The sequence below is a fragment of the Nocardia sp. NPDC049935 genome (assembly GCF_055586645.1).
Map to the genome: position 1 here is coordinate 795603 of NZ_JBVJHV010000003.1, position 20932 is coordinate 816534.

At 69.8% G+C, this 20932-nt stretch carries 22 protein-coding genes; 10 read left to right on the forward strand and 12 right to left on the reverse strand.

The window, feature by feature from the left end; translation table 11 throughout:
• The first annotated feature begins 89 nt into the window (after nt 1–89).
• The gene (gene pgi, locus ACZ6SF_RS16540; protein WP_466062942.1) at nt 90–1727 is read left to right on the forward strand and encodes a glucose-6-phosphate isomerase; all 1638 of its coding nucleotides are present in this window, start codon (nt 90–92) and stop codon (nt 1725–1727) included.
• 4 nt (nt 1728–1731) lie between these two features.
• Here pgi and ACZ6SF_RS16545 read toward each other — a convergent pair whose 3' ends face one another.
• Nucleotides 1732–3096 carry a hypothetical protein gene (locus ACZ6SF_RS16545; RefSeq protein ID WP_466062943.1) on the reverse strand — a complete coding sequence of 455 codons (1365 nt, stop codon included), beginning with the start codon at nt 3094–3096 and terminating at the stop codon, nt 1732–1734.
• Between the two features lie 176 nt (nt 3097–3272).
• Here ACZ6SF_RS16545 and ACZ6SF_RS16550 point away from each other — a divergent pair, with 176 nt between their 5' ends.
• Nucleotides 3273–4892 carry an acyl-CoA dehydrogenase family protein gene (locus ACZ6SF_RS16550; protein ID WP_466062944.1) on the forward strand — a complete coding sequence of 540 codons (1620 nt, stop codon included), beginning with the start codon at nt 3273–3275 and terminating at the stop codon, nt 4890–4892.
• A gap of 31 nt (nt 4893–4923) precedes the next feature.
• Here ACZ6SF_RS16550 and ACZ6SF_RS16555 read toward each other — a convergent pair whose 3' ends face one another.
• From ACZ6SF_RS16555 to ACZ6SF_RS16585, 7 genes are all read right to left on the reverse strand, one after another.
• Nucleotides 4924–6060: a lipase family protein gene (locus tag ACZ6SF_RS16555; RefSeq protein WP_466062945.1), complete on the reverse strand. Its 1137-nt coding sequence runs from the start codon at nt 6058–6060 to the stop codon at nt 4924–4926.
• Nucleotides 6061–6184: 124 nt separating this feature from the next.
• On the reverse strand, nt 6185–6715 hold the full coding sequence (locus ACZ6SF_RS16560) for a hypothetical protein (RefSeq protein ID WP_466062946.1): 531 nt from the start codon (nt 6713–6715) through the stop codon (nt 6185–6187).
• A gap of 140 nt (nt 6716–6855) precedes the next feature.
• Nucleotides 6856–7653 (reverse strand): family 1 encapsulin nanocompartment shell protein, encoded by a 798-nt coding sequence (locus ACZ6SF_RS16565; protein WP_466062947.1) that lies wholly within the window; start codon nt 7651–7653, stop codon nt 6856–6858.
• A complete protein-coding gene (locus ACZ6SF_RS16570) occupies nt 7650–8702 on the reverse strand; it encodes a Dyp-type peroxidase (protein WP_466062948.1) in 1053 nt (350 codons plus the stop codon). Before ACZ6SF_RS16570 ends, ACZ6SF_RS16565 begins: the two co-directional genes overlap by 4 nt.
• A gap of 49 nt (nt 8703–8751) precedes the next feature.
• Nucleotides 8752–9078: a cupin domain-containing protein gene (locus tag ACZ6SF_RS16575; RefSeq protein WP_466062949.1), complete on the reverse strand. Its 327-nt coding sequence runs from the start codon at nt 9076–9078 to the stop codon at nt 8752–8754.
• A 125-nt stretch (nt 9079–9203) separates the two neighbouring features.
• Nucleotides 9204–9725 carry a dihydrofolate reductase gene (locus ACZ6SF_RS16580; protein WP_466062950.1) on the reverse strand — a complete coding sequence of 174 codons (522 nt, stop codon included), beginning with the start codon at nt 9723–9725 and terminating at the stop codon, nt 9204–9206.
• On the reverse strand, nt 9722–10561 hold the full coding sequence (locus ACZ6SF_RS16585) for a thymidylate synthase (RefSeq protein ID WP_466062951.1): 840 nt from the start codon (nt 10559–10561) through the stop codon (nt 9722–9724). The genes ACZ6SF_RS16580 and ACZ6SF_RS16585 overlap by 4 nt, the downstream gene beginning before the upstream one ends.
• A gap of 107 nt (nt 10562–10668) precedes the next feature.
• Here ACZ6SF_RS16585 and cobF point away from each other — a divergent pair, with 107 nt between their 5' ends.
• The 4 genes from cobF to ACZ6SF_RS16605 are packed head-to-tail and all read left to right on the forward strand — an operon-like array spanning nt 10669 to nt 14908.
• Nucleotides 10669–11409 (forward strand): precorrin-6A synthase (deacetylating), encoded by a 741-nt coding sequence (gene cobF, locus ACZ6SF_RS16590; protein WP_466062952.1) that lies wholly within the window; start codon nt 10669–10671, stop codon nt 11407–11409.
• 36 nt (nt 11410–11445) lie between these two features.
• Nucleotides 11446–11691 carry a DUF2630 family protein gene (locus ACZ6SF_RS16595; RefSeq protein WP_466062953.1) on the forward strand — a complete coding sequence of 82 codons (246 nt, stop codon included), beginning with the start codon at nt 11446–11448 and terminating at the stop codon, nt 11689–11691.
• Between the two features lie 9 nt (nt 11692–11700).
• Nucleotides 11701–13203 (forward strand): dihydrolipoyl dehydrogenase family protein, encoded by a 1503-nt coding sequence (locus tag ACZ6SF_RS16600; protein WP_466062954.1) that lies wholly within the window; start codon nt 11701–11703, stop codon nt 13201–13203.
• Nucleotides 13172–14908 (forward strand): carboxylesterase/lipase family protein, encoded by a 1737-nt coding sequence (locus ACZ6SF_RS16605; RefSeq protein ID WP_466062955.1) that lies wholly within the window; start codon nt 13172–13174, stop codon nt 14906–14908. The genes ACZ6SF_RS16600 and ACZ6SF_RS16605 overlap by 32 nt, the downstream gene beginning before the upstream one ends.
• A 69-nt stretch (nt 14909–14977) precedes the next feature.
• On the opposite strand, the gene ACZ6SF_RS16610 is transcribed toward ACZ6SF_RS16605, so the two are convergent.
• Both ACZ6SF_RS16610 and ACZ6SF_RS16615 read right to left on the reverse strand, forming a co-directional pair.
• A complete protein-coding gene (locus ACZ6SF_RS16610) occupies nt 14978–15844 on the reverse strand; it encodes an Fpg/Nei family DNA glycosylase (RefSeq protein WP_466062956.1) in 867 nt (288 codons plus the stop codon).
• A gap of 9 nt (nt 15845–15853) precedes the next feature.
• The gene (locus ACZ6SF_RS16615) at nt 15854–16444 is read right to left on the reverse strand and encodes a potassium channel family protein (RefSeq protein ID WP_466062957.1); all 591 of its coding nucleotides are present in this window, start codon (nt 16442–16444) and stop codon (nt 15854–15856) included.
• 172 nt (nt 16445–16616) lie between these two features.
• On the opposite strand from ACZ6SF_RS16615, the gene ACZ6SF_RS16620 reads away from it, so the two are divergent.
• From ACZ6SF_RS16620 to ACZ6SF_RS16635, 4 genes are all read left to right on the forward strand, one after another.
• Nucleotides 16617–17216: a Uma2 family endonuclease gene (locus tag ACZ6SF_RS16620; RefSeq protein WP_466062958.1), complete on the forward strand. Its 600-nt coding sequence runs from the start codon at nt 16617–16619 to the stop codon at nt 17214–17216.
• 78 nt (nt 17217–17294) lie between these two features.
• Nucleotides 17295–17948, forward strand: coding sequence for a maleylpyruvate isomerase N-terminal domain-containing protein (locus ACZ6SF_RS16625; protein WP_466062959.1), 654 nt, complete (start codon nt 17295–17297; stop codon nt 17946–17948).
• A gap of 76 nt (nt 17949–18024) precedes the next feature.
• A complete protein-coding gene (locus ACZ6SF_RS16630) occupies nt 18025–18690 on the forward strand; it encodes a HEAT repeat domain-containing protein (RefSeq protein ID WP_466062960.1) in 666 nt (221 codons plus the stop codon).
• A gap of 16 nt (nt 18691–18706) precedes the next feature.
• Nucleotides 18707–19696, forward strand: a complete 990-nt coding sequence (locus ACZ6SF_RS16635) for a MerR family transcriptional regulator (RefSeq protein WP_466062961.1) — start codon at nt 18707–18709, stop codon at nt 19694–19696.
• Between the two features lie 52 nt (nt 19697–19748).
• Here the strand turns inward: ACZ6SF_RS16635 and ACZ6SF_RS16640 are convergent, their stop codons facing one another.
• Both ACZ6SF_RS16640 and ACZ6SF_RS16645 read right to left on the reverse strand, forming a co-directional pair.
• Nucleotides 19749–20417: an SDR family NAD(P)-dependent oxidoreductase gene (locus ACZ6SF_RS16640; protein ID WP_466062962.1), complete on the reverse strand. Its 669-nt coding sequence runs from the start codon at nt 20415–20417 to the stop codon at nt 19749–19751.
• A gap of 13 nt (nt 20418–20430) precedes the next feature.
• Nucleotides 20431–20904: a MarR family winged helix-turn-helix transcriptional regulator gene (locus ACZ6SF_RS16645; RefSeq protein WP_466062963.1), complete on the reverse strand. Its 474-nt coding sequence runs from the start codon at nt 20902–20904 to the stop codon at nt 20431–20433.
• Nucleotides 20905–20932 lie beyond the last annotated feature (28 nt).

The window sequence follows — 20932 nt, forward strand, 5'->3', positions numbered from 1 at the left end:
CGCGAGTCTCGAGGGCTGACAGCAGATGCTCAGGAGGGCCGACCCTCGAGCGGCGGAGCCGCTCCAGAGTTACAGTACGCTCGGTGGGTGTGAGCGTCGACATAACCGCATCGGCGGCATGGCGGAAATTGCACGATCATCACGGTGCGACGGCCGCCCTACGGCTACGGGACCTGTTCGCCGACGATCCGGCGCGCGGCCGGGATCTGACCCTGACCGCGGGTGAGTTGCGCATCGACTACAGCAAGCACCGGGTGACCCGGGAAACGCTGCAGCTGCTGGTCGAACTGGCCCGGGAGGCCGGGGTGGAGGCCCAGCGCGACCGCATGCTGCGGGGTGAGCACATCAACACCTCCGAGGATCGCGCGGTCGGGCATACCGCGCTGCGGTTGCCCGCGGGGTCTTCGCTGACCATCGACGGCGAAGACGCCGCGGCGGCGGTCCACGAGGTGCTCGGCCGGATGCGCGTTTTCGCCGACTCCGTGCGCTCGGGGCAGTGGCGCGGCGCCACCGGCGAGCGGATCCGCACGGTGGTGAACATCGGAATCGGCGGTTCGGATCTGGGACCGGTGATGGTGCATCAGGCGTTGCGCCACTACAGCGACGCCGGGATCGACGCGCGGTTCGTCTCCAATGTCGATCCCGCCGATCTGGTGGCCACCCTGGCCGGCCTGGACCCGGCGGCCACCCTGTTCATCGTCGCGTCCAAAACCTTCTCGACCCTGGAGACCCTGACCAACGCGACGGCGGCCCGGCGCTGGCTGGTGGCGGCGCTGGGCGAGGACGCGGTGGCGAAACATTTCGTCGCGGTGTCCACGCATGCCGGGCGGGTGGCGGAGTTCGGTATCGACACCGCGAACATGTTCGGTTTCTGGGATTGGGTCGGCGGCCGGTATTCGGTGGATTCGGCCATCGGGCTTTCGGTGATGGTGACGATCGGCCCCGATCGGTTCGCCGAGTTCCTGGCCGGGATGCACACCGTGGACCGGCATTTCGCGACCGCGCCGCTGGAGGCCAACGCTCCGGTGCTGCTGGCGCTGCTGGGTATCTGGTACGCGAATTTCTTCGGCGCCCAGTCGCGGGTGGTGCTGCCGTATTCCAACGATCTGGCGCGTTTCCCCGCCTATCTGCAGCAGCTCACGATGGAGTCGAACGGTAAATCGGTGCGCGCCGACGGCACCCCCGTGACGACCTCCACCGGGGAGATCTTCTGGGGCGAGCCCGGCACCAACGGCCAGCATGCCTTCTATCAGCTGCTCCACCAGGGCACCCGGCTGATTCCGGCCGATTTCATCGGATTCGCCCGGCCCACCGACGATCTGCCCACCCGCGACGGCACCGGCAGTATGCACGACATCCTGATGAGCAACCTCTTCGCGCAGACCAAGGTGCTGGCGTTCGGGAAAACCGCCGAGGAGATCGCCGCCGAAGGGACCCCGCCGGAGGTGGTACCGCACAAGGTGATGCCCGGGAACCGGCCCAGCACCACGATTCTCGCGCCGCGGCTCACCCCGTCGGTACTGGGTCAGCTCATCGCGCTCTACGAACACCAGGTGTTCGTGGCGGGGGTCGTCTGGGGTATCGACAGCTTCGACCAGTGGGGTGTGGAACTCGGCAAGCAGCAGGCACTGGAACTGGCGCCGCTGCTCACCGCGGCCGATGATCCCGGACCGCAGGACGATTCGTCCACCGACGCGCTCATCCGCTGGTACCGCACCAACCGCTGACCGGCTACCACGGCGCCAGCGGCAGACCGGCCCGCGCCGCGATCCCGGTGGCGAGCCGGTGCAGCGCACCGGAATCGGCCACCCGCTCGGGGTAGAGCCCGGTGAGGGTGAGGATGTAGTCGTCGCGGAAGCGGCACAGATATCCCGACAACCGGGTGCGCGGGCGGCCGGCGTAGGTCAGGCCCGGGTGGATGGCGCGGGTCGCGACGCCGGTGCACTCGTGGGCGCCGAACGTGTGCAGGGCGGGCGGGAGGACTCCGATATTCGAGCACAGGATGTCGCGTTCACCGGCACCTCGCGACAACCGGTGGGCCACCCGGTCCGGTACCAGGTGCAGGAACTCCTCCGGTAGTCCCGCCGGACTCGACATCCGGTGCTCGTAGGCGGCCCGGCTCTTCGCCCTGATCTCGCCCGGGCCGTCGGCGGGCCGGACCACGATCTCGGTCACGGCGAGGTCGTTGTCGACACGGGGTTCGTCGCGGGTGTCCACGGGCAGGCTCGCCGCGATCCGGTCGCGCGGGAAACCGGCGGCCCACAGGGTCTGCGCCACCAGCCAGATGAACAGGCTGTTCGCCGTACCACCGGTCCCGGCCGCGATCCGTTCCCATTCCGTCGCCGAACAGCGCAGGATCAGTCCGCATACCGGCAGTGCGCCGGAAGTCCGGGGCAGTTGCGGCCGGACCTCCGCGGCTACCGGGGGCGGGCCGCTCGTCGGTATCGCGGGAGTCCGGTCGCCCGCGGCCGCGCAGGGCGGGTTCGGCGGATCGGGGACGCCGGCGCCTCGACCGGCCGCCCGGACCGCTGTGCGCAACCCGTGGACCGCGACACCGGAGGTACCCCGCAGCACCCGGCCCCAGACCCGCGCCGCATCCGCCCAATCCGAGCCCGGAAGCTCTGCCTCCGGCGCACCGCCCGGTTCCGCGGGCCGCCGGACCTCGGCCAGCGCCCGCTCCGCCGCGATGATCAACCCCCGCGCGTCGGCGAGGACATGGGAGCAGGTGAGGGCGACCACCGTTCCGCCGTCGTCGACCGGTGCCGCGGACAACCGCCACCCGGGTCCCCGGGCCGGATCCAGATCCGCGCCGAACGTATCGGCCCAGCGCACGATCTCGGCGGTGGGCAGCGGCGCCCCGGCATAGTCGAGGCGGTGGGCGCATTCGTTGCGCCGCCACTGTGCGCGCGCCCCGGGCACCCGGGACCGCACCACCCGGCGGCCGAGCGACCCCGTGCGCAGCGCCTCGTGCAGCCGGTCCAGTTCGGCGGGCGGCACGCGGTCGCCGGTACGCCACAGTCCCTGGAGTGCGATGGGTGTGCCCATACCTCGATGGGTACGCAGAAAGATCTCGTCGACAACGCTCAGCCTGCGCATCCGCCCAGGCTATCGGTTATCCGGCTCCGAGCCCGAGACGGTGGGCGGACGCCTCGGTGAGATCCCGGGGGGGTGTCCACCATCGCGATCAGGGCTCGCACGGCCTCGGAAAGCCGGTACCGACCGGTCGCGATCCCGCCCGTGCCGGTATGTGACCGGCGTCGCATAATCGATGGATGCCCACGCACGAGGTCAGCAACCAGGTTCCGCCGATCACCCCGTTCGACTTCTCCCGGGATCCGGCGCTGATCACCGGGTTGCACCGCGAGGGCGGGGGCTGGGCCGAGGACGACGTCCGGGCGCTGGGCGTTCTGTCCGGCAGCGAAGAGGTGCAGGAATGGGGCCGGCTCGCCAACGAGTACCCGCCCGTCCTGCGCACCCACGACCGCTACGGGCACCGGATCGACGAGGTGGAGTTCCACCCGCACTGGCACGACCTGATGACGGTCGCGGTGGAACACGGCCTGCACGGCACCCCGTGGACCGAGGAACGCCCCGGCGCCCATGTGGCGCGGGCCGCGAAGTTCTACGTCTGGGGCGCGGCCGACGCGGGCCATATGTGTCCCGTCTCGATGACCTACGCGGTGATCCCGGCGCTGCGGCACAATCCGGAGCTGGCCGCGAAGTACGAACCGCTGCTGGCCGCGCGCACCTACGATTTCGGCCTGCGCGAACCGTCCACGAAGGCGGGGCTCATCGCCGGTATGTCGATGACCGAGAAACAGGGCGGGTCCGATGTCCGCGCCAACACCACCACCGCCACGCCGCAACCCGACGGCTCCTACCGGATCGTGGGCCACAAATGGTTCACCTCCGCGCCGATGTCGGATATGTTCCTGACCCTCGCGCAGGCGCCGGGCGGACTGTCCTGTTTCTTGCTGCCCCGGGTGCTGCCGGACGATTCCCGCAACCCGATCCGTCTGCAGCGGCTCAAGGACAAACTCGGCAACAAGTCGAACGCCTCCGCCGAGATCGAATACGAGGACGCGACCGGCTGGCTGGTGGGCCCGGAGGGCGCCGGCGTGAAGACCATTATCGAGATGGTCAATATGACCCGGCTGGACTGTGTGATCGGCTCATCGGTCGGGATGCGCGTGGCGGCGGCACGCGCGGTGCATCACGCCCGGTACCGGAAGGCGTTCGGGGCCGCACTGGTCGATCAGCCGGCCATGCGCAATGTGCTCGCCGATCTGGTGATCGAATCCGAGGCCGCGACCACGGTGATGCTGCGGCTGGCCGGCGCCACCGACCGTGCCGCGGGCGATCCGGCCGAGGCCGCGCTGCGCCGGATCGCGCTGGCCGTCACCAAGTACTGGGTGTGCAAGCGGTCGCCGGCGCATGCGGCGGAGGCGCTGGAATGCCTCGGCGGCAACGGCTACGTCGAGGAATCCGGGATGCCGCGGCTGTACCGGGAGGCGCCGCTGATGTCGATCTGGGAGGGGTCGGGCAATGTGGCCGCGCTCGACGCGCTGCGCGCGATGGGCACCCAGCCGCAGACGGTGGAGGCCTATTTCGACGAGGTATCGCGGGCGCGCGGGGAGAATCCGCACCTCGACCAGGCGATCGACCGGGTCGGCAAGGAACTCGCCGACCGGACCGATATCGAGTACCGGGCGCGGCGGGTGGTCGAGCTGATGGCACTGGTCCTGCAGGGCGCCCAGCTGGTGCGGCACGGCCACCGCGCGGTGGCGGATGCCTTCTGCGCCTCCCGGCTCGGCGACGACTGGGGCGCCGCCTTCGGCACCCTGCCCGTGGGGGTGGACACCGCGGCGATCATCGAACGCGCCTACCTCTGACCGCCGCGACCGGGCCACCCCGGCGGGCCACTCAGTGCGCCGGGAGTACCTGTCCGAGGAAGCTCAGGGCGCGGTCCAGGCCGCCCGAGTTCGCGAGATCGTCGTGTCCGGCCTCGAGCAGCTGGACCTCGTGCCGGGTGCCGTTCTGCGCGAACTGGGCGGTGAGCGCGAGGGTGAGCGGGAGCGGGACGACGGTGTCGTAGTAGCCGTGCACCACCAGGATCGGATCCTGGTAGCCGCTGACCGGCACCCCCATGTACCCGCGCATCGCCGACGCGAATTCGGGATCGTCGAGCGGGCGGGCGAGCAGTTCGCCGATCTTCGCCGTGGCCAGCATCGCGCCGGCGCGGGCGTTGCAGCGCGCGGCGAGCCCGTCGACGAAGCGCTGTCCGTCGGGGGTCAGGTACTCGTCGACGTCGACGTCGAGTTTCGCGCCGGTCATCCCGGCCAGCACCATGGGGACGGCGCGGCCGGTGAAGCCCGGCATCTCCGGCTGGCCGGGCCGGGAGCGCAGGAAGATCGTCTCGAGGTTGCTGGCCGGGGCCAGGGCCGCGGTGCCGCGGAAATCGAGTTCGGGCGCGTACGACGGGGCGAGGTGACCGGTACCGAGCGCGGCGTGCCCGCCCTGCGACACCCCGGCGACCGCCCAGCTCGGGGAGAGGCCGGTGAAGGCGGCGTGCGCGGCGCGGACCGCGTCGACCGTCGCGGTGGCCTCGGTACTGGTCTGCAGGTAGGGATGCGGTCCGGGCGAACCCGGGCTCAACCCGATGTAGTCGGGCGCGACGACGGCATATCCCGCGTCGTTGAGCCGCGACACCGCCGGGGCGGTGCCCTGCTCCAATTGCCCGGACCCGGTGAGCCCGCATTCCTGGCCCAGGCCGGAGGTGCCGTGATCCCACGCAACCACCCGCCACCCGCCCTCGGGGGGCGCGCCGCCCGGGAGCCGGACCACGGCCTCGGCCGGCACCAGATCACCGCCCGGTCCCGTGGTGACGTATTCGATCCGGTGGACCTCGCTCAGCCCGCCCCAGTCCCGGCCGAGTGGTTCATCCGTCAGCAGCTTTCCCGGATGCCAGGCCGTTTCGGCCTGCGCTGCCGCCGGTATCCCGGCGCACAGCGCCGTGACGAAGGTCAATACCCCCACGATTGCCCGGGCGAAGTGAAGCATTCCTCTCCTCTGCCGTACGGCGTTCGGGTCGTCCATGGCTGTCGCGTTCTCCATGGTCGCAGCCCTCCACTGAGGCAGCCGGGCGGGTGTCGCGTTCGGGCCGATGGCCCGGGTGCGCCCGGTATCAGCGGGTCGGTGGCGCGATCTGCCAGTGCCGTTCGAGCGCTCCCGCGATATCGGGCAGAACGGTCACCGGAATACGCTTGAGCCGCAAAATATTCCGTATCTGGTTGATCTGTTCCCGCTTACGGAGATCATATGCACCAGAAACCGGACCACTTACCGGTGGAATCGAGAGAAGCACGATCTCGCTGTGCGGTTCCTCACCTTCGGTCAGGTCGAGCGCCAGCGACCAGCGGGACTGTTCGTCGAGCCCGAAACGCCCCGCGATCACCCGTTCCCAGTCGATAGCGGTGACCGACCACGGCGTACGCCGGTGGATGGCCTTCTCGGTCAGCACCACGGCGTCCCGTTTGAACAACGCGACCAGAAGGGCCACCGCCAGCACGGCGCCGAGCGCGATCCCGGTGACGATCCGGCTCAGCCCGAACAGCGATACCGTCGGAATCGTCACCACCACGATCACCGCGACCGCGGCCAGGCTGTAACCCACGATTCGTTCCGTGGGCACCACACCCGCGTGCACCCTGTGCATACCGACGACTCCGTTTCACCCCGGGAACTGGTGTTGCAGGCCACACCGTACCGGACCACGGCCCGCCCGCCGGGCGGCAGCGGGTCGCCCCGGCGACCCCATCGCAGCGCGACGGCGGCTCAGCGCAACGCCCCCGCGACTCAGCGCAGCGCGACGGCGGCTTCGGCGGAGTAGACGTGGAAGGTCATGCTCTGCTGGAAGTAGAGCCGGACGGTGTCGGCGTCGTGGGACAGGTAACCGATGGACAGGTCCTGGCCCAGGGTGAGATCGAAATCGCCGCCACGGGTGGTGAGCACGAAGGCGCCGTCGATGGCGGGCGCCCAGATGATCTCCCCCTCCGGAACCAGGCGTTCCAGATGAGTGCGCAACGGATGACCGTGGTTGGAGGTCTCGCTCACCTTGGTGTACAGATCGGCGCTGAGCAGCACCGAATAGGGTCCGTCGACACCGGCCAGCCGCAACTGGCTCACCGCGAGCGCGATCACCTCGGGGACCCCGAACACATCGTCGGGCAGGGCGATCTCCTTGTTCGAGGAACCCTCGCGCATCCCTGTGATGCCGGCCGCCGCGTAGCCCTCGAACACGGCCCTGTCCTCCGCGAAGGCGATATTGCGCGCGGCGTCCTTGACCGGATCCAGGTCGGTGTCCTGGGCTCCCCGCTCGACGTTGTCGAGTTCTTCGCGGGAGAGCGTGAACGGCACCCGCAGTTCGACCAGCGGCGCCACCACCCGCTGCCGGGCCTGCACGCCCTCGTGCGGTGCGGTGATCGGGGTGGTGTGCCCCAGACCCCGTGCCGAATAGTCGGCGCCGTGCGGGCCGGACAGGTCGACCACGCGCCGTCCGGCGTTATGACGTTTGAAGGTGCGGGAGGCCTCTTCCTCGATCACCGACCAGGCCGCGTCCGTGATCGGCGCGAGTTCGCGATGCAGGTTGTTCATTCGGTCCTACTCCTTTTCAACGTGCCGATACCGAGGGAACCGTCCGCTACCGGCGGTGCGACCGGCCCGGGTTCCGGGGGCTCGACCGGTTCCGCCGCGTGCGCCTCGGCGGGCGCGGCGGGCAGGTCGTCGAAGAAGTCCTGCGACGGGACGAAGAACAGGGTGCCCGTCACCGCGGTGGAGAAATCGAGGATCCGATCGTGGGTGGCCTCATCGGTGCCGAGGAACATCCGCTCGAGCATGATCTCGGTGGTCCGGGGTGTCGCCGAATAGCCGACGAAGTACGTTCCGAACTCCCCGTCGCGAATGCTCCCGAACGGCATGTTCGCGCGCAGGATCTCACGCTCGGTTCCGTCCGGCTCGATCACCTGGTTCACCGCGATATGCGAATCCGGGGGTTTGACGTCGTCGTCGAGTTCGAAATCCTCGAGTTTGGTCCGGCCGATGACCAGTTCCTGCTCCGGGACGGGCAGGGCCCGCCAGGCCGTCATATCGTGCAGGTATTTCTGCACGATCACGTAACTGCCGCAGGTGAAGTCCGGATCGTCGGCGCCGATGAGCGCGGCCACCCCGGCACCCGAATCGGGCAGCGCGCCCTCCGGATTCTCCGTCCCGTCGACGAAACCGAGCAGATCGCGCTGCTCGAAATAACGGAACCCGACGGTCTCGTCCACGATCGTGGCCGCCCCGGCCAGCCGGTCACCGATGGCCATGGCGAGTTCGAAGCACGCGTCGTGCACCTGGGCCCGGATATGGAACAGCAGATCACCCGGGGTGGCGGGAGCCCGGTGCAGCGGGCCGTCGTAACCGGGGAATTCGTGCAGTTCGGCGGGCCGCGGACCGGTGAACAGCCGGTCCCAGGCCGCGGAGCCGATTCCGGTGATACAGCCCAGCCCCGCACCGGGCAGCCGGAAACCGATCGCGCGGCGCAGACCCGGCAGGTCGGCGAGCAGATCCCGCACCGCGTCCTCGCCGCCCGGTTCTATGGTGGCGACGAGAAAATGCGCGGCCGGGGTGAGCGGTTCGAGAATAGGCTGCGGCTGCCCCATGATCGCCAACATTACCGCCGAACCGGCGGCGCGCCGGGCAACGGGGCGGTTACTTCGCGACCGTCAGCAGGAAGGCCACATCGTCGATCGCCCGCACACTGTGCCGGGCTCTCGGCACCACCAGCAGATCGCCGGCCGAACCCTTCCACTCGTTGTCCCCGCTGTGCAGGGTCAGGGTGCCGGTGAGGACCAGCAGCGTGGCCTCCCCCTGGTTGTCGTGTTCGGCCAGGCTCTGCCCCGCGCACAGCCCGACCACCGTCTGTCGTAGCGAATTCGCGTGGCCGCCGTAGATGGTCTGGGAACTCCGGCCGCTGGTGACCGTTGCGGCCAGCTTCAACTGCTGCCGGGCGACCGCTGTCAGCGATTTCTTGTCCATGGGACCGCCTTCCGCCTCCACGTCCCCGCGACCGGGCTGATGATCGCGGGCGGTACCGCCGAGTATGCCCGACCCGGGTCCGGCATTCCGGCGTTTCGCGAGGCCGGGACGGATATCCCGGCTTGTCAGCGCCGGATGAACCGCCGGATCCGGTAGCGCAGTCCGGACGAGGAGGCCAGCCAGCGGTCGGAATCGCCGGACCACCATTCCGGCCCGAGTTCGGGGGCGTGCGCGTCACCGGCGACCGCGGTATCGACCTCGGTGATCGACAGCTCGGTCGCGTGCGGCAGCGCGTACCGGTAGATCTCGCCGCCGCCGATCACCCAGGTGGTGGCGGGTGCGGCCAGCTCCAGCGCCGCGGCGACCGAACCGGCGGTTTCGGCGCCCTCGGCCACCCAGCCGGCCTGCCGGGTCACCACGATATTGCGGCGGCCGGGTAGCGGGCGGACGCGTTCGGGCAGTGAATCCCAGGTCCGGCGGCCCATGATCACCGGATGACCGGTGGTGGTCTCCTTGAAGCGGACCATATCCTCGGGCACCCGCCACGGGATGGTGTTGTCCACCCCGATCACGCCGTCGGGGGTCTGGGCCCAGATCAGTCCGATCACGCGGGCCGGTTCGGGCACGGGTAGCGGCGCGGCGGTCATACCGCCACCGGCGCCTTGATCGCCGGATGATGGCGGTAGTCGTGGACCCGCACATCCTCGTAGCGGTAGCCGAACAGCGAGTCCGCCGGCGCCAGTTCCAGCGCCGGGAAGGGATACGGGTCCCGGGTCAGCTGCTCGGTGACCTGCTCGACGTGATTGTCGTAGATATGGCAGTCTCCGCCGGTCCAGATGAACTCACCGGGTTCGAGACCGGCCTGCCGGGCGACCATCGCGGTGAGCAGGGCATAGCTTGCGATATTGAAGGGCACGCCGAGAAAGAGATCGGCGCTGCGCTGGTAGAGCTGGCACGACAGCCGCCCCTGCGCGACATAGAACTGGAACAGCGCGTGACAGGGAGCCAGCGCCATCCGGTCCAGGTCGGCGACGTTCCACGCCGAGACGAGCATGCGCCGGGAGTCCGGGTCGGTGCGCAGGGTGTGCAGCACCTCGGTGATCTGGTCGATATGGCGGCCGTCGGGAGTGGGCCAGGACCGCCACTGCACGCCGTAGACGGGTCCCAGCTCGCCGTCGGGCCCGGCCCATTCGTCCCAGATGCTGACACCGTGCTCCCGCAGCCAGCGCACATTGGAATCGCCGCGCAGGAACCACAGCAGTTCGTACACGATCGATTTGAGGTGCACCTTCTTGGTGGTGATCAGCGGGAACCCGGCCGCCAGGTCGTAGCGCAGCTGGTGGCCGAACACACTGCGGGTGCCGGTACCGGTGCGGTCGCCCTTGGGCGCGCCCGTTTCCAGCACCGTGCGGAGCAGGTCTTCGTATTGGGTGTCCGGAGCGCGTCGCGGGTCCGGGACGTGACTGTTCGCTGCGCTGACCACGCGCCGAGCTTACTTCCGGACCGGCGGCGCGGCCCAGCCGACCCGCGGCCGGACCGGAGTCCCTGGGCGCCCTCCGGGCCGGCTCCCCCGCCTGCCAAGCTGGCTTCATGCGCGAGCTGTATGTGATCGGTATCGGCGCCGGTGACCCCGACCAGGTGACCGTGCAGGCCGTGAAGGCCCTCCGCCGGGTCGACGTCTTCTTCGTAATCGGCAAAGGGGACGAGAAACAGCAGCTCGTGGCCGTGCGCACCGCCATCCTCGACGAACACCGCGACCGCCCCTACCGCATCGTGGAGATCCCCGACCCGCCGCGGGACCGGACCCCCGACGACTACCGGAGCACGGTCGCGGATTGGCACGAACGACGCTCTGTACTGCTGGAGGAGGCGTTCGCCGCGGTCGAGGGGGTGGGCGCCGTTCTGGTCTGGGGTGACCCCGCCCTCTACGACAGCACCCTGCGCATGGTGGAACGCGTCCTGGCCCGCGGCGCGCTGAGCTTCGAGTACAGCGTGATCCCGGGCGTCACCAGCGTCCACGCCCTCGCGGCCCGGCATCGCACCGTCCTGCACCGGATCGGCGAACCGGTGCACATCACCACCGGCCGGCGGTTGCGCGAGGAGGGGCTCGCGCCGGGTTCCACGGTCGTGATGCTCGACGCCGACTGCTCGTTCACCACCGTGCCCGCCGAGACGCTCATCTGGTGGGGCGCCTACCTGGGCATGCCCGAGGAGTCCCTGATCGCGGGCACGGCCGGCGAGGTGGGGCCCGAGATCGCGCGGCGACGCGCGCGGTTGCGTGCGCGCAACGGCTGGATCATGGACATCTATCTGCTGCGGAGTCCGGAATGAGCGGTCCGGCGCCACGCGGGTCGTAGCATGGGCGGCATGACCGAACAGGACCTACTCGGGCGGATCAAGGAACTGGTCGACCACGAGCACGACCTGCGGTCGCGGGCCTCGCGCGGGGAACTCGATCCCGAGGTGGAGCGGCGGCGGCTGGCCGAAGTGGAGGTCATGCTGGACCAGTGCTGGGATCTGCTGCGGCAGCGGCGCGCCCGGATCGACGGCGGCGAATCACCGGACGAGGCCCAGCCCAGATCGCCGGGCCAGGTCGAGGGATACCTCCAGTAGGCGACGCGGATGTCCGACCGCGACTCCGGCGCCACGGAATACGACGTCATCGTGCTGGGCGGTGGGCCGGCGGGCGAGAACGCCGCCGATTACGCCGTCGCCGGTAGCGACCGCACCGCGGTCATCGTGGAACCCGAGCGCGTCGGGGGCGAATGCTCCTACTGGGCGTGTGTGCCGAGCAAGGCGCTGCTGCGCCCGGCGCACGTACTGGGCGCGGCGCACGGACTACCCGGTATCGACGCCCGCGGCCCCGACCTCGCCGCCGTCCTGCGCCGCCGCGACGAGTTCGTCCATCTGCGCGACGGCGACCACGACGATTCGAGCCAGGTCGCCTGGGCCGCCGGCCGGGGTATCGACGTGGTCCGCGGCGTGGGCCGGCTCGACGGCGAACGCCGGGTCACCGCCGGTGACCGGGTGCTGCGCGCCCGGCAGGCCGTGGTCCTGGCCACCGGCACCCGGGCCGCGATTCCCGATGTCCCCGGCCTGCGCGAGGCGCTGCCCTGGACCTCCCGCGACGCCACCAATATGCACGAACTCCCGAAACGGGTGGTGGTGATCGGCGGCGGTGTGGTCGCCTGCGAGGCCGCGACCTGGCTCTCGGCGCTGGGAGCCGAGGTCACGCTGCTCGTGCGTGGTGACAGGCTGCTCGCCGCCACCGAACCGTTCGCCGGGCAGCGGGTGGCGCAGGCCCTGATCGCCCGCGGGGTCCGGATCCTGTTCGGCACCGCACCGCGGCGCGTACAGCGCCCCGCCGCGGCCGATCACGGCGAAGGCCGGGTCCACGGCGGTCCGGTCACCGTGCACGCCGCGGGACCCGACGGGGAATCGACACTGCTCGCCGACGAACTCGTGGTGGCGGCCGGACGCACCCCGAACACCGGCGATATCGGGCTCGAAACCGTCGGCCTCCCGGCGGGTTACGTACCGGTGGACGATCAGCTGACGGTGACCGGGGTTCCCGGCCGATGGCTGTACGCCGTCGGCGATATCAATCATCGCGCGGCACTGACGCATATGGGCAAATACCAGGGCCGGGTCTGCGGCGACGTGATCGCCGCACGCGCGGAAGGGCGTTCGCTCAGCGCGCCGCGGTACCGGGCCGGCGCCGACCACTACGCGGTGCCCCAGGTCGTTTTCACCGATCCGGAGGTCGCCGCGGTCGGGCTCACCGAGGCGAAAGCCCGCGAAGCCGGATACAAGGTGCGGACGGTGGGGCTCGATATCGAGGTGGCCGGCTCCGCGCTGACCCGCGACGACTACAGCGGCCATGCGGCACTGGTGATCGACAACGCCACCGACACCGTCCTGGGCGCGACTTTCGTGGGCCCCGAGGCCGGCGAGCAACTGCACGCCGCGACGATCGCGGTCGCCGGGAAGGTTCCGCTGGACGCACTGTGGCACGCGGTGCCCGCGTTCCCGACGGTGAGTGAATTCTGGTTACGACTGTTGGAGACCGATCGGTCGTCGTTACCATCGGCAGATGAGCGTAACCGAACAGATCACGACCACTGACGGGGTCGTCCGGGGCCGTCGCGGGCGCCGGGTGATGTATTGGCGGTCGCTCCCCTACGCCGCACCGCCCGTCGGTAACCTGCGGTTTCGGGCCCCACAGCCGGTGCAGCCGTGGACCGGTGTGCGCGACGCCACCTATTTCCGGGCCGCCGGTATCCAGCCTCGCTTCGGCGTGCGGCTGGGCCCGCGCAAACAGCAGGAGATGAGCGAGGATTCGCTGACACTCAATGTCGTGGCACCTGTCACACCGGCGGTGCGCCCGCGACCGGTGCTGGTGTTCATCCACGGCGGCGGCTACCTGTTCGGCACCTCGGCGCTGCGCCTGTACTCGGGTGTGCAGCTGGCCGCCGACGGCGATGTGATCGTGGTGTCGATCAACTACCGGCTGGGCGCGTTCGGGTACGCCGATTTCACCGAGTTCTCCACACCGGACAACCCCTACGAATCGAATCTGGGCCTGCGTGACCAGATCGCGGCGCTGCGGTGGGTCCAGGCCAATATCGGCGAATTCGGCGGCGATCCGGACAATGTGACGATCTTCGGTGAATCCGCCGGGGCGCACGCCGTACTGAGCCTGCTGGCCACCCCCTCGGCCGCCGGACTGTTCCACCGCGGGATCGCGCAGAGCGCGCCCGCCGATTGGGGACTCACGGTCTCGGAGGCCCGGGAATTCGCCCGCCGCGTACTGGACAAACTGGGTATCGCCCCGGAGAACGCGAACCGCGCCCTGCGCGAAGCGGATCCGCACGATATCCGGCACGCCTTCAACCGCGCCTCCAACGCGGCGATGTCGGAATTCCCGGGATTCTTCCCGGCCGCCCCGGTCGCCGACGGCGATCTGCTGCCCTACACCCCCATCGACGCCTTCACCGGCGGGCACACCCACCGGGTCCCGCTGATCATCGGCACCTGCCGCAACGAGGGCGCGCTGTTCAACAAGTTCACCGATACCCTGCCCACCCGGCCGGAGCGCCTCAAACGCGCGCTCGCCGCCGCCGGACCGGAATACTATCCGCGGGTCTTCTCCACCTATCCCGGTTTCCCGGCGCCGGACGCGGCCATCCGCGCGGGCGGCGACTACTTCTTCTGGCGGCCGTCCCTGGCGGTGATGGAGGCCCACAGCCGGCACTCCCCCACCTACGCCTACCGCTACGATTTCGCCCCCCGGCTGTTCCAGCTCTACAAACTGGGCGCCACCCACGCCACCGACCTGCTGCCGACCTTCGGCGCGGTCTACGAACCCTGGAGCCGGGCACTCACCGCCGGCGGCAGCCGCCGCGGACTCCTGGCGGTGACCCGCCAATTCCAGGACAACTGGCTGAATTTCGCCCGTACCGGCGCACCGCTGCCCGCCTGGCCGAAATACACCGAGGACACGCGCAGCACCCTGGTCATCGATGCGCCCGGCCGAGTCGAACACGATCCGGACAGCGCGCGGCGCAAACTCTGGGAAGGGGTGCGCGCACCGCAACTGGTGCCCGTGGGCACCGGGGTGCCCGGGCCGCCCGCCGGCTCTTCCGATTCCGATACCGATTCCGATTCCGAGAGCGACGGCACCCTGCTGGGCGGTATCGCCGCCGAACATCCCGCCGCGGCCACGGCGGCCGAGGCCGCGGTAGCGGCCGCGGAGTCCTTGACCGACGAGCCGGACGACCCCGCCGCCGAAGTGGATACCGGAAACGACAGTAGGAAAACCGGGGACTGACCGCCTACGACAACGGACCGGGCCCGGGCCGGGCCGCCGCCGCGCTCCGGCTCGCGGCGGACTCGTGCGTTACTTCAGCAGCCGCGACATCCGGCGGTCGGCGAGAATCCTGCCGCCCGTCTGACAGGTGGGGCAGTACTGGAACGACCTGTCCGTGAAGGCGACCTCACGGACGGTGTCCCCGCATACCGGGCAGGGCAGGCCGGTACGGCCGTGTACCCGCATCCCGGACCGTTTCTCGCCCTTGAGCCGGGCCGCGTCCTGGCCCACCGACCGGGCGACGGCGTCCAGTTCGACCGTCCGCATCGTCTCGTACAGTTCCGCCACCTTCTCCGCCGGCAGGTTCTTCGCGGTGGCGAACGGGGAGATCTTGGCGGTGTGCAGGATCTCGTCGGAGTAGGCGTTACCGATCCCGGCCAGCAGCGTCTGGTCGACCAGCACATTCTTGATCCGCCCGGGCGCGGCGGCCAGCATCGCGGCGAACTCCGGCTCCGTGATCGCCAGGGCGTCCGGTCCGAGCCGCGCGATCCCGGGCACCTCCGCCGGATCACGCACGATATAGACGGCCAGCCGTTTCCTGGTCCCGGCCTCGGTGAGATCGAAGGCCGGTGTGGAGCCCTCCGGCGTGAAGAAATGCACCCGTAGCGCGAGCGGGCCGCGCCCGGGTTTCGGCGGAGCGGCGCCGGGGTTGTCGATCCAGCGCAGCCACCCCGCCCGCGACAGATGGGTGATAAGCCACAGATCCCCGCAGGCCATTCCCAGGAATTTCCCCCACCGCCCGGCGTCGGTGACATCGCGACCGGACAGCGCCGTCACCGGCGGGTCGAACGTTTTGATGGCGCTCAGCGCGGCCACATCGATGCGCCCCACCACCGCGCCGACCGCGTGCTCCCGCAGGAACTGCGCCAACGCCTCCACTTCCGGTAGTTCGGGCACAGGGTCAGGCTACCGGGGGTCTCCGACATCGGAGATGTCCGAAACCCGGCCGACATCCGAGATGTCCGAAACCCGGCCGACATCGGAGGCTTCCAGACGCCGGGAGATACCGGTGCTGGTCACCGCCACCAATGTCCCGACCAGCACCAGATCGAAGGCCATCTGCACGGTGGTCGCGATCCGCGCGGCCTGTCCGGCGGCGTGGATATCACCGAAGCCGACCGTCCCCAGCGTCGCCATCGTGTAGTACAGCGCGTCGTTGCGGGTCCGCAGATCCGTGAACTGCCCGGGGTCGCGCGATTCGAGTACGAAGTAGAAGAGCGCGAAGAACACCACCACCAGCGACAGCAGATACAGCAGCCCGTCGACCCGGTGACCGGTGTCGTGACTGGTCTGCAGGAACTGCCCGATCCTGCGGTAGGCGAGCCACCCCAGCCCGGCCACACCGGCGGCGAACAACAGCACCGTCACCACCCGGGTCGGCCAGAAACCCGGCAGTTCCCAGGTCACCGGGACGAAGTAGTAGAACAGCAGGGCACACACCACGGTGCCCAGGTTCCGCCACACATGAGTCCGGCCGCTGATAGCGCGAGATGCCATTGGGTCATGATCGGCCGCGATCGGCGCTCTGCCCGGCGGGCACGCCGGGGCCGGGCGAATTCCCCCCGTTCGGCCCGCCGGGAAGATCGGCGTCCGAATGAATCCGCAGGTCACGGTCCCATGCCATACTGGGCAGGTCAGTCGATCACCGTGCGCAGAGCGAGGGAAGCAGATGACCGCCGACCCCATACCGACGGACTCCCGGCCGTCCCTGGGTTGGCCGGTGCCGCCACCCGAGGGTTACTTCGCCGAAGACCTCGACCGGCTGCCCGATCTGCCCTCGCATACCGAACTGATCGACGGGAGTCTCGTTTTCGTGAGCCCGCAGAAGTTGTTCCACATGTGTGTCGTCGACTTCCTGCGGTGGGAGTTGAAGCGCCAGGCACCTCAGGGTCTGATCGCGCTTCGGGAGATGACGGTCACGCTCGGCCCTCGCCAACGACCCGAACCGGATGTGATGGTCGTATCGGCCGGTGCTTCGTCGGACCCCGAGGCGACCACGTATCGGCCGACCGATGTGGTCCTGGTGATCGAGGTCGTCTCCCCCGACTCCATAGAACGCGATCGCAAGCGCAAACCCCAGCTGTACGCCGAAGCCGGTATCCCGCATTTCTGGCGGGTGGAGAATGTCGACGGCCGGGCCGTCGTGTACACCTACGAGCTCGACCCGGCGACGGCGAAATACGCGACCACCGGCATCCATCACGACAAGCTGAATATCACCGTGCCCTTCGATATCGACCTGGACCTCACCCGCGCGACCGAGCCCTGATCGAACCGATTCCGCCGGCAGAGCGCGTATGAGGCGAATCGGTTCGCTCCGCCGGGTGGGTACTGCTAGCTTGCGGCCGTGGACTTCTCCCATTCCTGGACAGCGCTGCGCGCGGCGGTCGCCGAACTCTCCGACGAGGATTTCGGCCGTCCCTCGGGCTGCGCCGGCTGGCTGGTCCGGGACCTGGTGTGCCACTTGATCATCGATGCCCAGGATGTTCTGATCACCCTCGTCACCCCCACCGACAAGGAACCGACCCGCGACGCCACCACCTACTGGGATATCGCCGAGACACCGCCGACCGGCGCCGACCCCCTCGACGCGCTGATCGTCCGGCTGGCCGCCGCATACCGCCAGCCGCGTCTGCTGGAACTGCATTTCGACGATGTGGGCTCCGCCGCCGGCCGCGCGGCCGCCCTCGCCGATCCGGCGATCGTGGTGAGCACCCGCGACCAGGCCCTCACCATCGACGACTATCTCACCGCCTACATCCTGGAATCGACCCTGCACCACCTCGATCTGATCGCTCATCTCCCGGACGCCACCCGCCCACCCGACCGGGGTCTGGCCCGCTCCCGGGCCCTGCTCGAGGAGATCGCCGGCGCGGCGTTTCCCGCGTCGTTCTCCGATACCGACGCGCTCCTGATCGGTACCGGCCGCCGCGAACCGACCGATTCGGAGCAGACCGAGCTCGGCGATCTGGCCGGGAAGGTTCCGCTGATCCTCGGGTGAACCGCCGGTGGATCGGCCCGGGCTGCCGGACTTGACCTTCACATCGTGACAAGGTCTTGAGTGGTCGGCGAAGGAGGTGGTTGTCGTGAACACAACCCACCACGGCGAGCCGGATGCTCGCCTGATCGCCGCGCTCACCGGCACCGACTCGTCGATCCGGCTGCGGGCGGCGCTCTCGGCCGGCACCGCGGCCGACCCGCGCCTGCTGCGGACCCTGATCGAGCGGTGTGCGGTGGAACCGGATTTCTTCGTCCGCGACATGCTCACCTGGGCGTTGTGCCGGCTACCGGCCGAGATCACCGTGCCGCCGCTGCTGGCCGAACTCGGATCGGAGACGGCGCAGGCGCGCAGTCAGGCGCTGCACACCCTGTCCAAGATCGGTGACGGCAGCGCCTGGCCCGCGGTCGCCGAAATGCTGCACGATGCGGACGACGAGGTCGCTCTCAGCGCGTGGCGGGCCGCCGTCGTACTCGTCCCGTCCGATTCGGAGCCCCGGCTGGCCGCCGAACTGGCCGCCGAACTCGGCCGTGGCGACCGGGCGGTACGGCTCGGGCTGAGCCGGGCGCTGGCGGCGCTCGACGAGGCCGCCGTCCCGGCCCTGGACGCCGCCGCGACCAGCGCCGATCCGGAGATCCGGGCCCACGCGGCGGCCACCGAGCAGCTGCGGCTGGACCCCGACAGCGGGTTCACCCTCGCGACGGAGCTGGCCAAGCGGGTCGTCGCGGCCGGTCCGGACGTATGAGGGGAAGGGCGACGCCATGTTGATCGGCGAGGTTTCGCGGCAATCCGGGGTCAGCACCCGCATGCTGCGTCACTACGACCGGCTGGGGCTGGTGGTACCCACCGGCCGCACCTCCGGTGGGTACCGCGAATACTCCGCCGCCGATATGCGTCGCCTCTTCCGCGTCGAATGCCTCCGGACCCTGGGACTCTCGCTGACCGAGGTCGGGCAGGCACTCGACGAGCCGGGTTTCTCGCCCACCGAATTGGTGGGTGAGCTCATCCGGCACACCCGTGCCCGGATCACCGCGCAGGAGGAGTTGCTCCGCCAACTCGAGCGGGTGGAGGCGGCCGCGCCGGCACAGTGGGGTGATGTGATCGGCCTGGTCACCCTGCTGCGGGCACTGGAATCGGAATCCGGGGGCCGCCGCCAGCAGGCGATCCTGGCGCAGCACCGGGGTACGGCGCTACCCGTCGAATCGCTGGTCGAGGCGACGCTGGCGGAGGACGATCCGAATGTCGCCGGGGCACTGCTGTGGTCGCTGGCCAGGGCCGGCGGCGAGGGTCTGCCCGAGCTGGCCGCCGGTCTGGATTCGCCGCGGGCCGAGGTGCGCCGGCGGGCGATCGCCGCCATCGCGGCGGTCCCGGTGGCACAGGCCTCGGACCTGCTGCGGCGTGCCCTGGACGATCACGACGTGACCGTCCGTGACCGGGCCGCGCTCGCGCTCGGATCGCGGCGGGTCACCGAGGCGGTGCCCGCGCTGCTCGAGATGGTGGCGGCGGGGCGCTCCGATGTGGAGGCCGCCGAAACACTGGGCCTGCTGGCCGAGGCGGGAGCGTCGGCCGAGGAGATGGTTCGCGCCATGCGGGCGACCCTCACCGGTACCGCCGACACCGCCGTACGGCTGCGGATCACGCAGGCCTTCGCCGAGATCCCGGGCGACGCGGCCCGCCGTGCTCTCACCGACCTGACCGGCGATGCCGACCGGACGATCGCCGGGACAGCTGCCGCGATCCTGCACCGGTAACCGTCGCGCGCACGACCTCGGCGCCCCCGCCCGAGCGGTGTCCGGATTCTGGTCAGGCGGTGACCTGATGCTCCGGCCGGTCGCGGCGAGTGTGCAGATCCCAGTAGGCGCGAGCGATATCGTCGGGTGCGGCGTGCGGAATTCCCTCGGCGGGGGGTGTGGCGCCGATGAAGACGTTGATCGCCACGGTCGCGGCGAAGACCCCTTTGCCCGCGAGGACGTTATGGAGATTGCGCGCCCAGTTGCGCAGACCCGCCTGGGCGATATTGGTGGTGGCCAGCATCGGGTAGGGGTCGATCGCCCCGCCCCCGACCGTGAACAACAGGGTGCCCGTGCCGTTTTCCAGCATGTCGGGCAGGACCGCCCGAGTGGCGGCCACCGCGCCGAGGAGTATCTGGTCGAGCTCGGTTTGCAGATTGCCGGCGTCGACATCCTGCGGTTCGACCATGGTCAGACCGGCATGCGGTGAGAATTCGAGAACGTCGATACCGCCTAACTCGGCGGCGGCGGCCGCGAGGGCGGCGGTGAGGGCGGCGCGGTCGGCGGTGTCGGCCGGAAAGGCGCCCGCCGTGATCCCGGAAGCGGACAGTTGCGCTACGAGTTCGTCGAGATTGCTCTTGTTCCGGGAGATCAGCGCGACCCGGTAGCCGTGGCCGCCGAAAACTTTCGCGATGGACAGCCCCAGTCCGGGACCCGCGCCGACGATGGCGATAGCGGGCATGAAAACTCCTCGTTCAGTGATGGCCGGGATCGATGGCACGCAGGATCCGATCGGATATCGCGCGCAGCTGGCGCTGCTGAGCCTTGGTGAGGGGATCGAAAACGAGGCGACGGACCTCGTCGACATGGGCCGGGGCGCTGGCGGCGACCTTGTCGCGGCCGAGGTCGGTGAGGGTGGCGACCGTGGCGCGGCCGTCGTCCGGATCCGGTGACCGGTGCAGATACCCGCGTTTCTCGAGTTTGATCACCACATTCGACAGCCGTGTCAGGGTGCTGCCCGTGTAATGCGCGATCCGGCTCATACGCATGGCCTGGCCGGGCGCGGACGACACCGCGGCCAGCACCATGTAGTCGAAATGCCCGAGGGCGGCGTCACGCTGCATCTGGGCTTCCAGCGCCGCCGGCAACCGGGTCAGCAGGTAGGCGAACGCGTACCAGTCACGCTGTTCGTCGGGGTCGAGCCACCGTGGCGGCCGATCGGAGTCCATGCCCCCACATTAACTCCAATATTGGAGT

What these genes read in the sequence shown, in the direction of transcription:
- ACZ6SF_RS16545 (WP_466062943.1), bottom strand. Translation starts at nt 3,096, where the DNA reads ATGCGCAGGCTGAGCGTTGTCGACGAGATCTTTCTGCGTACCCATCGA.
- ACZ6SF_RS16550 (WP_466062944.1), top strand. Translation starts at nt 3,273, where the DNA reads ATGCCCACGCACGAGGTCAGCAACCAGGTTCCGCCGATCACCCCGTTC.
- ACZ6SF_RS16555 (WP_466062945.1), bottom strand. Translation starts at nt 6,060, where the DNA reads ATGCTTCACTTCGCCCGGGCAATCGTGGGGGTATTGACCTTCGTCACG.
- ACZ6SF_RS16560 (WP_466062946.1), bottom strand. Translation starts at nt 6,715, where the DNA reads ATGCACAGGGTGCACGCGGGTGTGGTGCCCACGGAACGAATCGTGGGT.
- ACZ6SF_RS16565 (WP_466062947.1), bottom strand. Translation starts at nt 7,653, where the DNA reads ATGAACAACCTGCATCGCGAACTCGCGCCGATCACGGACGCGGCCTGG.
- ACZ6SF_RS16570 (WP_466062948.1), bottom strand. Translation starts at nt 8,702, where the DNA reads ATGGGGCAGCCGCAGCCTATTCTCGAACCGCTCACCCCGGCCGCGCAT.
- ACZ6SF_RS16575 (WP_466062949.1), bottom strand. Translation starts at nt 9,078, where the DNA reads ATGGACAAGAAATCGCTGACAGCGGTCGCCCGGCAGCAGTTGAAGCTG.
- ACZ6SF_RS16580 (WP_466062950.1), bottom strand. Translation starts at nt 9,725, where the DNA reads ATGACCGCCGCGCCGCTACCCGTGCCCGAACCGGCCCGCGTGATCGGA.
- cobF (WP_466062952.1), top strand. Translation starts at nt 10,669, where the DNA reads ATGCGCGAGCTGTATGTGATCGGTATCGGCGCCGGTGACCCCGACCAG.
- ACZ6SF_RS16595 (WP_466062953.1), top strand. Translation starts at nt 11,446, where the DNA reads ATGACCGAACAGGACCTACTCGGGCGGATCAAGGAACTGGTCGACCAC.
- ACZ6SF_RS16600 (WP_466062954.1), top strand. Translation starts at nt 11,701, where the DNA reads ATGTCCGACCGCGACTCCGGCGCCACGGAATACGACGTCATCGTGCTG.
- ACZ6SF_RS16605 (WP_466062955.1), top strand. Translation starts at nt 13,172, where the DNA reads ATGAGCGTAACCGAACAGATCACGACCACTGACGGGGTCGTCCGGGGC.
- ACZ6SF_RS16615 (WP_466062957.1), bottom strand. Translation starts at nt 16,444, where the DNA reads ATGGCATCTCGCGCTATCAGCGGCCGGACTCATGTGTGGCGGAACCTG.
- ACZ6SF_RS16620 (WP_466062958.1), top strand. Translation starts at nt 16,617, where the DNA reads ATGACCGCCGACCCCATACCGACGGACTCCCGGCCGTCCCTGGGTTGG.
- ACZ6SF_RS16635 (WP_466062961.1), top strand. Translation starts at nt 18,707, where the DNA reads ATGTTGATCGGCGAGGTTTCGCGGCAATCCGGGGTCAGCACCCGCATG.
- ACZ6SF_RS16640 (WP_466062962.1), bottom strand. Translation starts at nt 20,417, where the DNA reads ATGCCCGCTATCGCCATCGTCGGCGCGGGTCCCGGACTGGGGCTGTCC.
- ACZ6SF_RS16645 (WP_466062963.1), bottom strand. Translation starts at nt 20,904, where the DNA reads ATGGACTCCGATCGGCCGCCACGGTGGCTCGACCCCGACGAACAGCGT.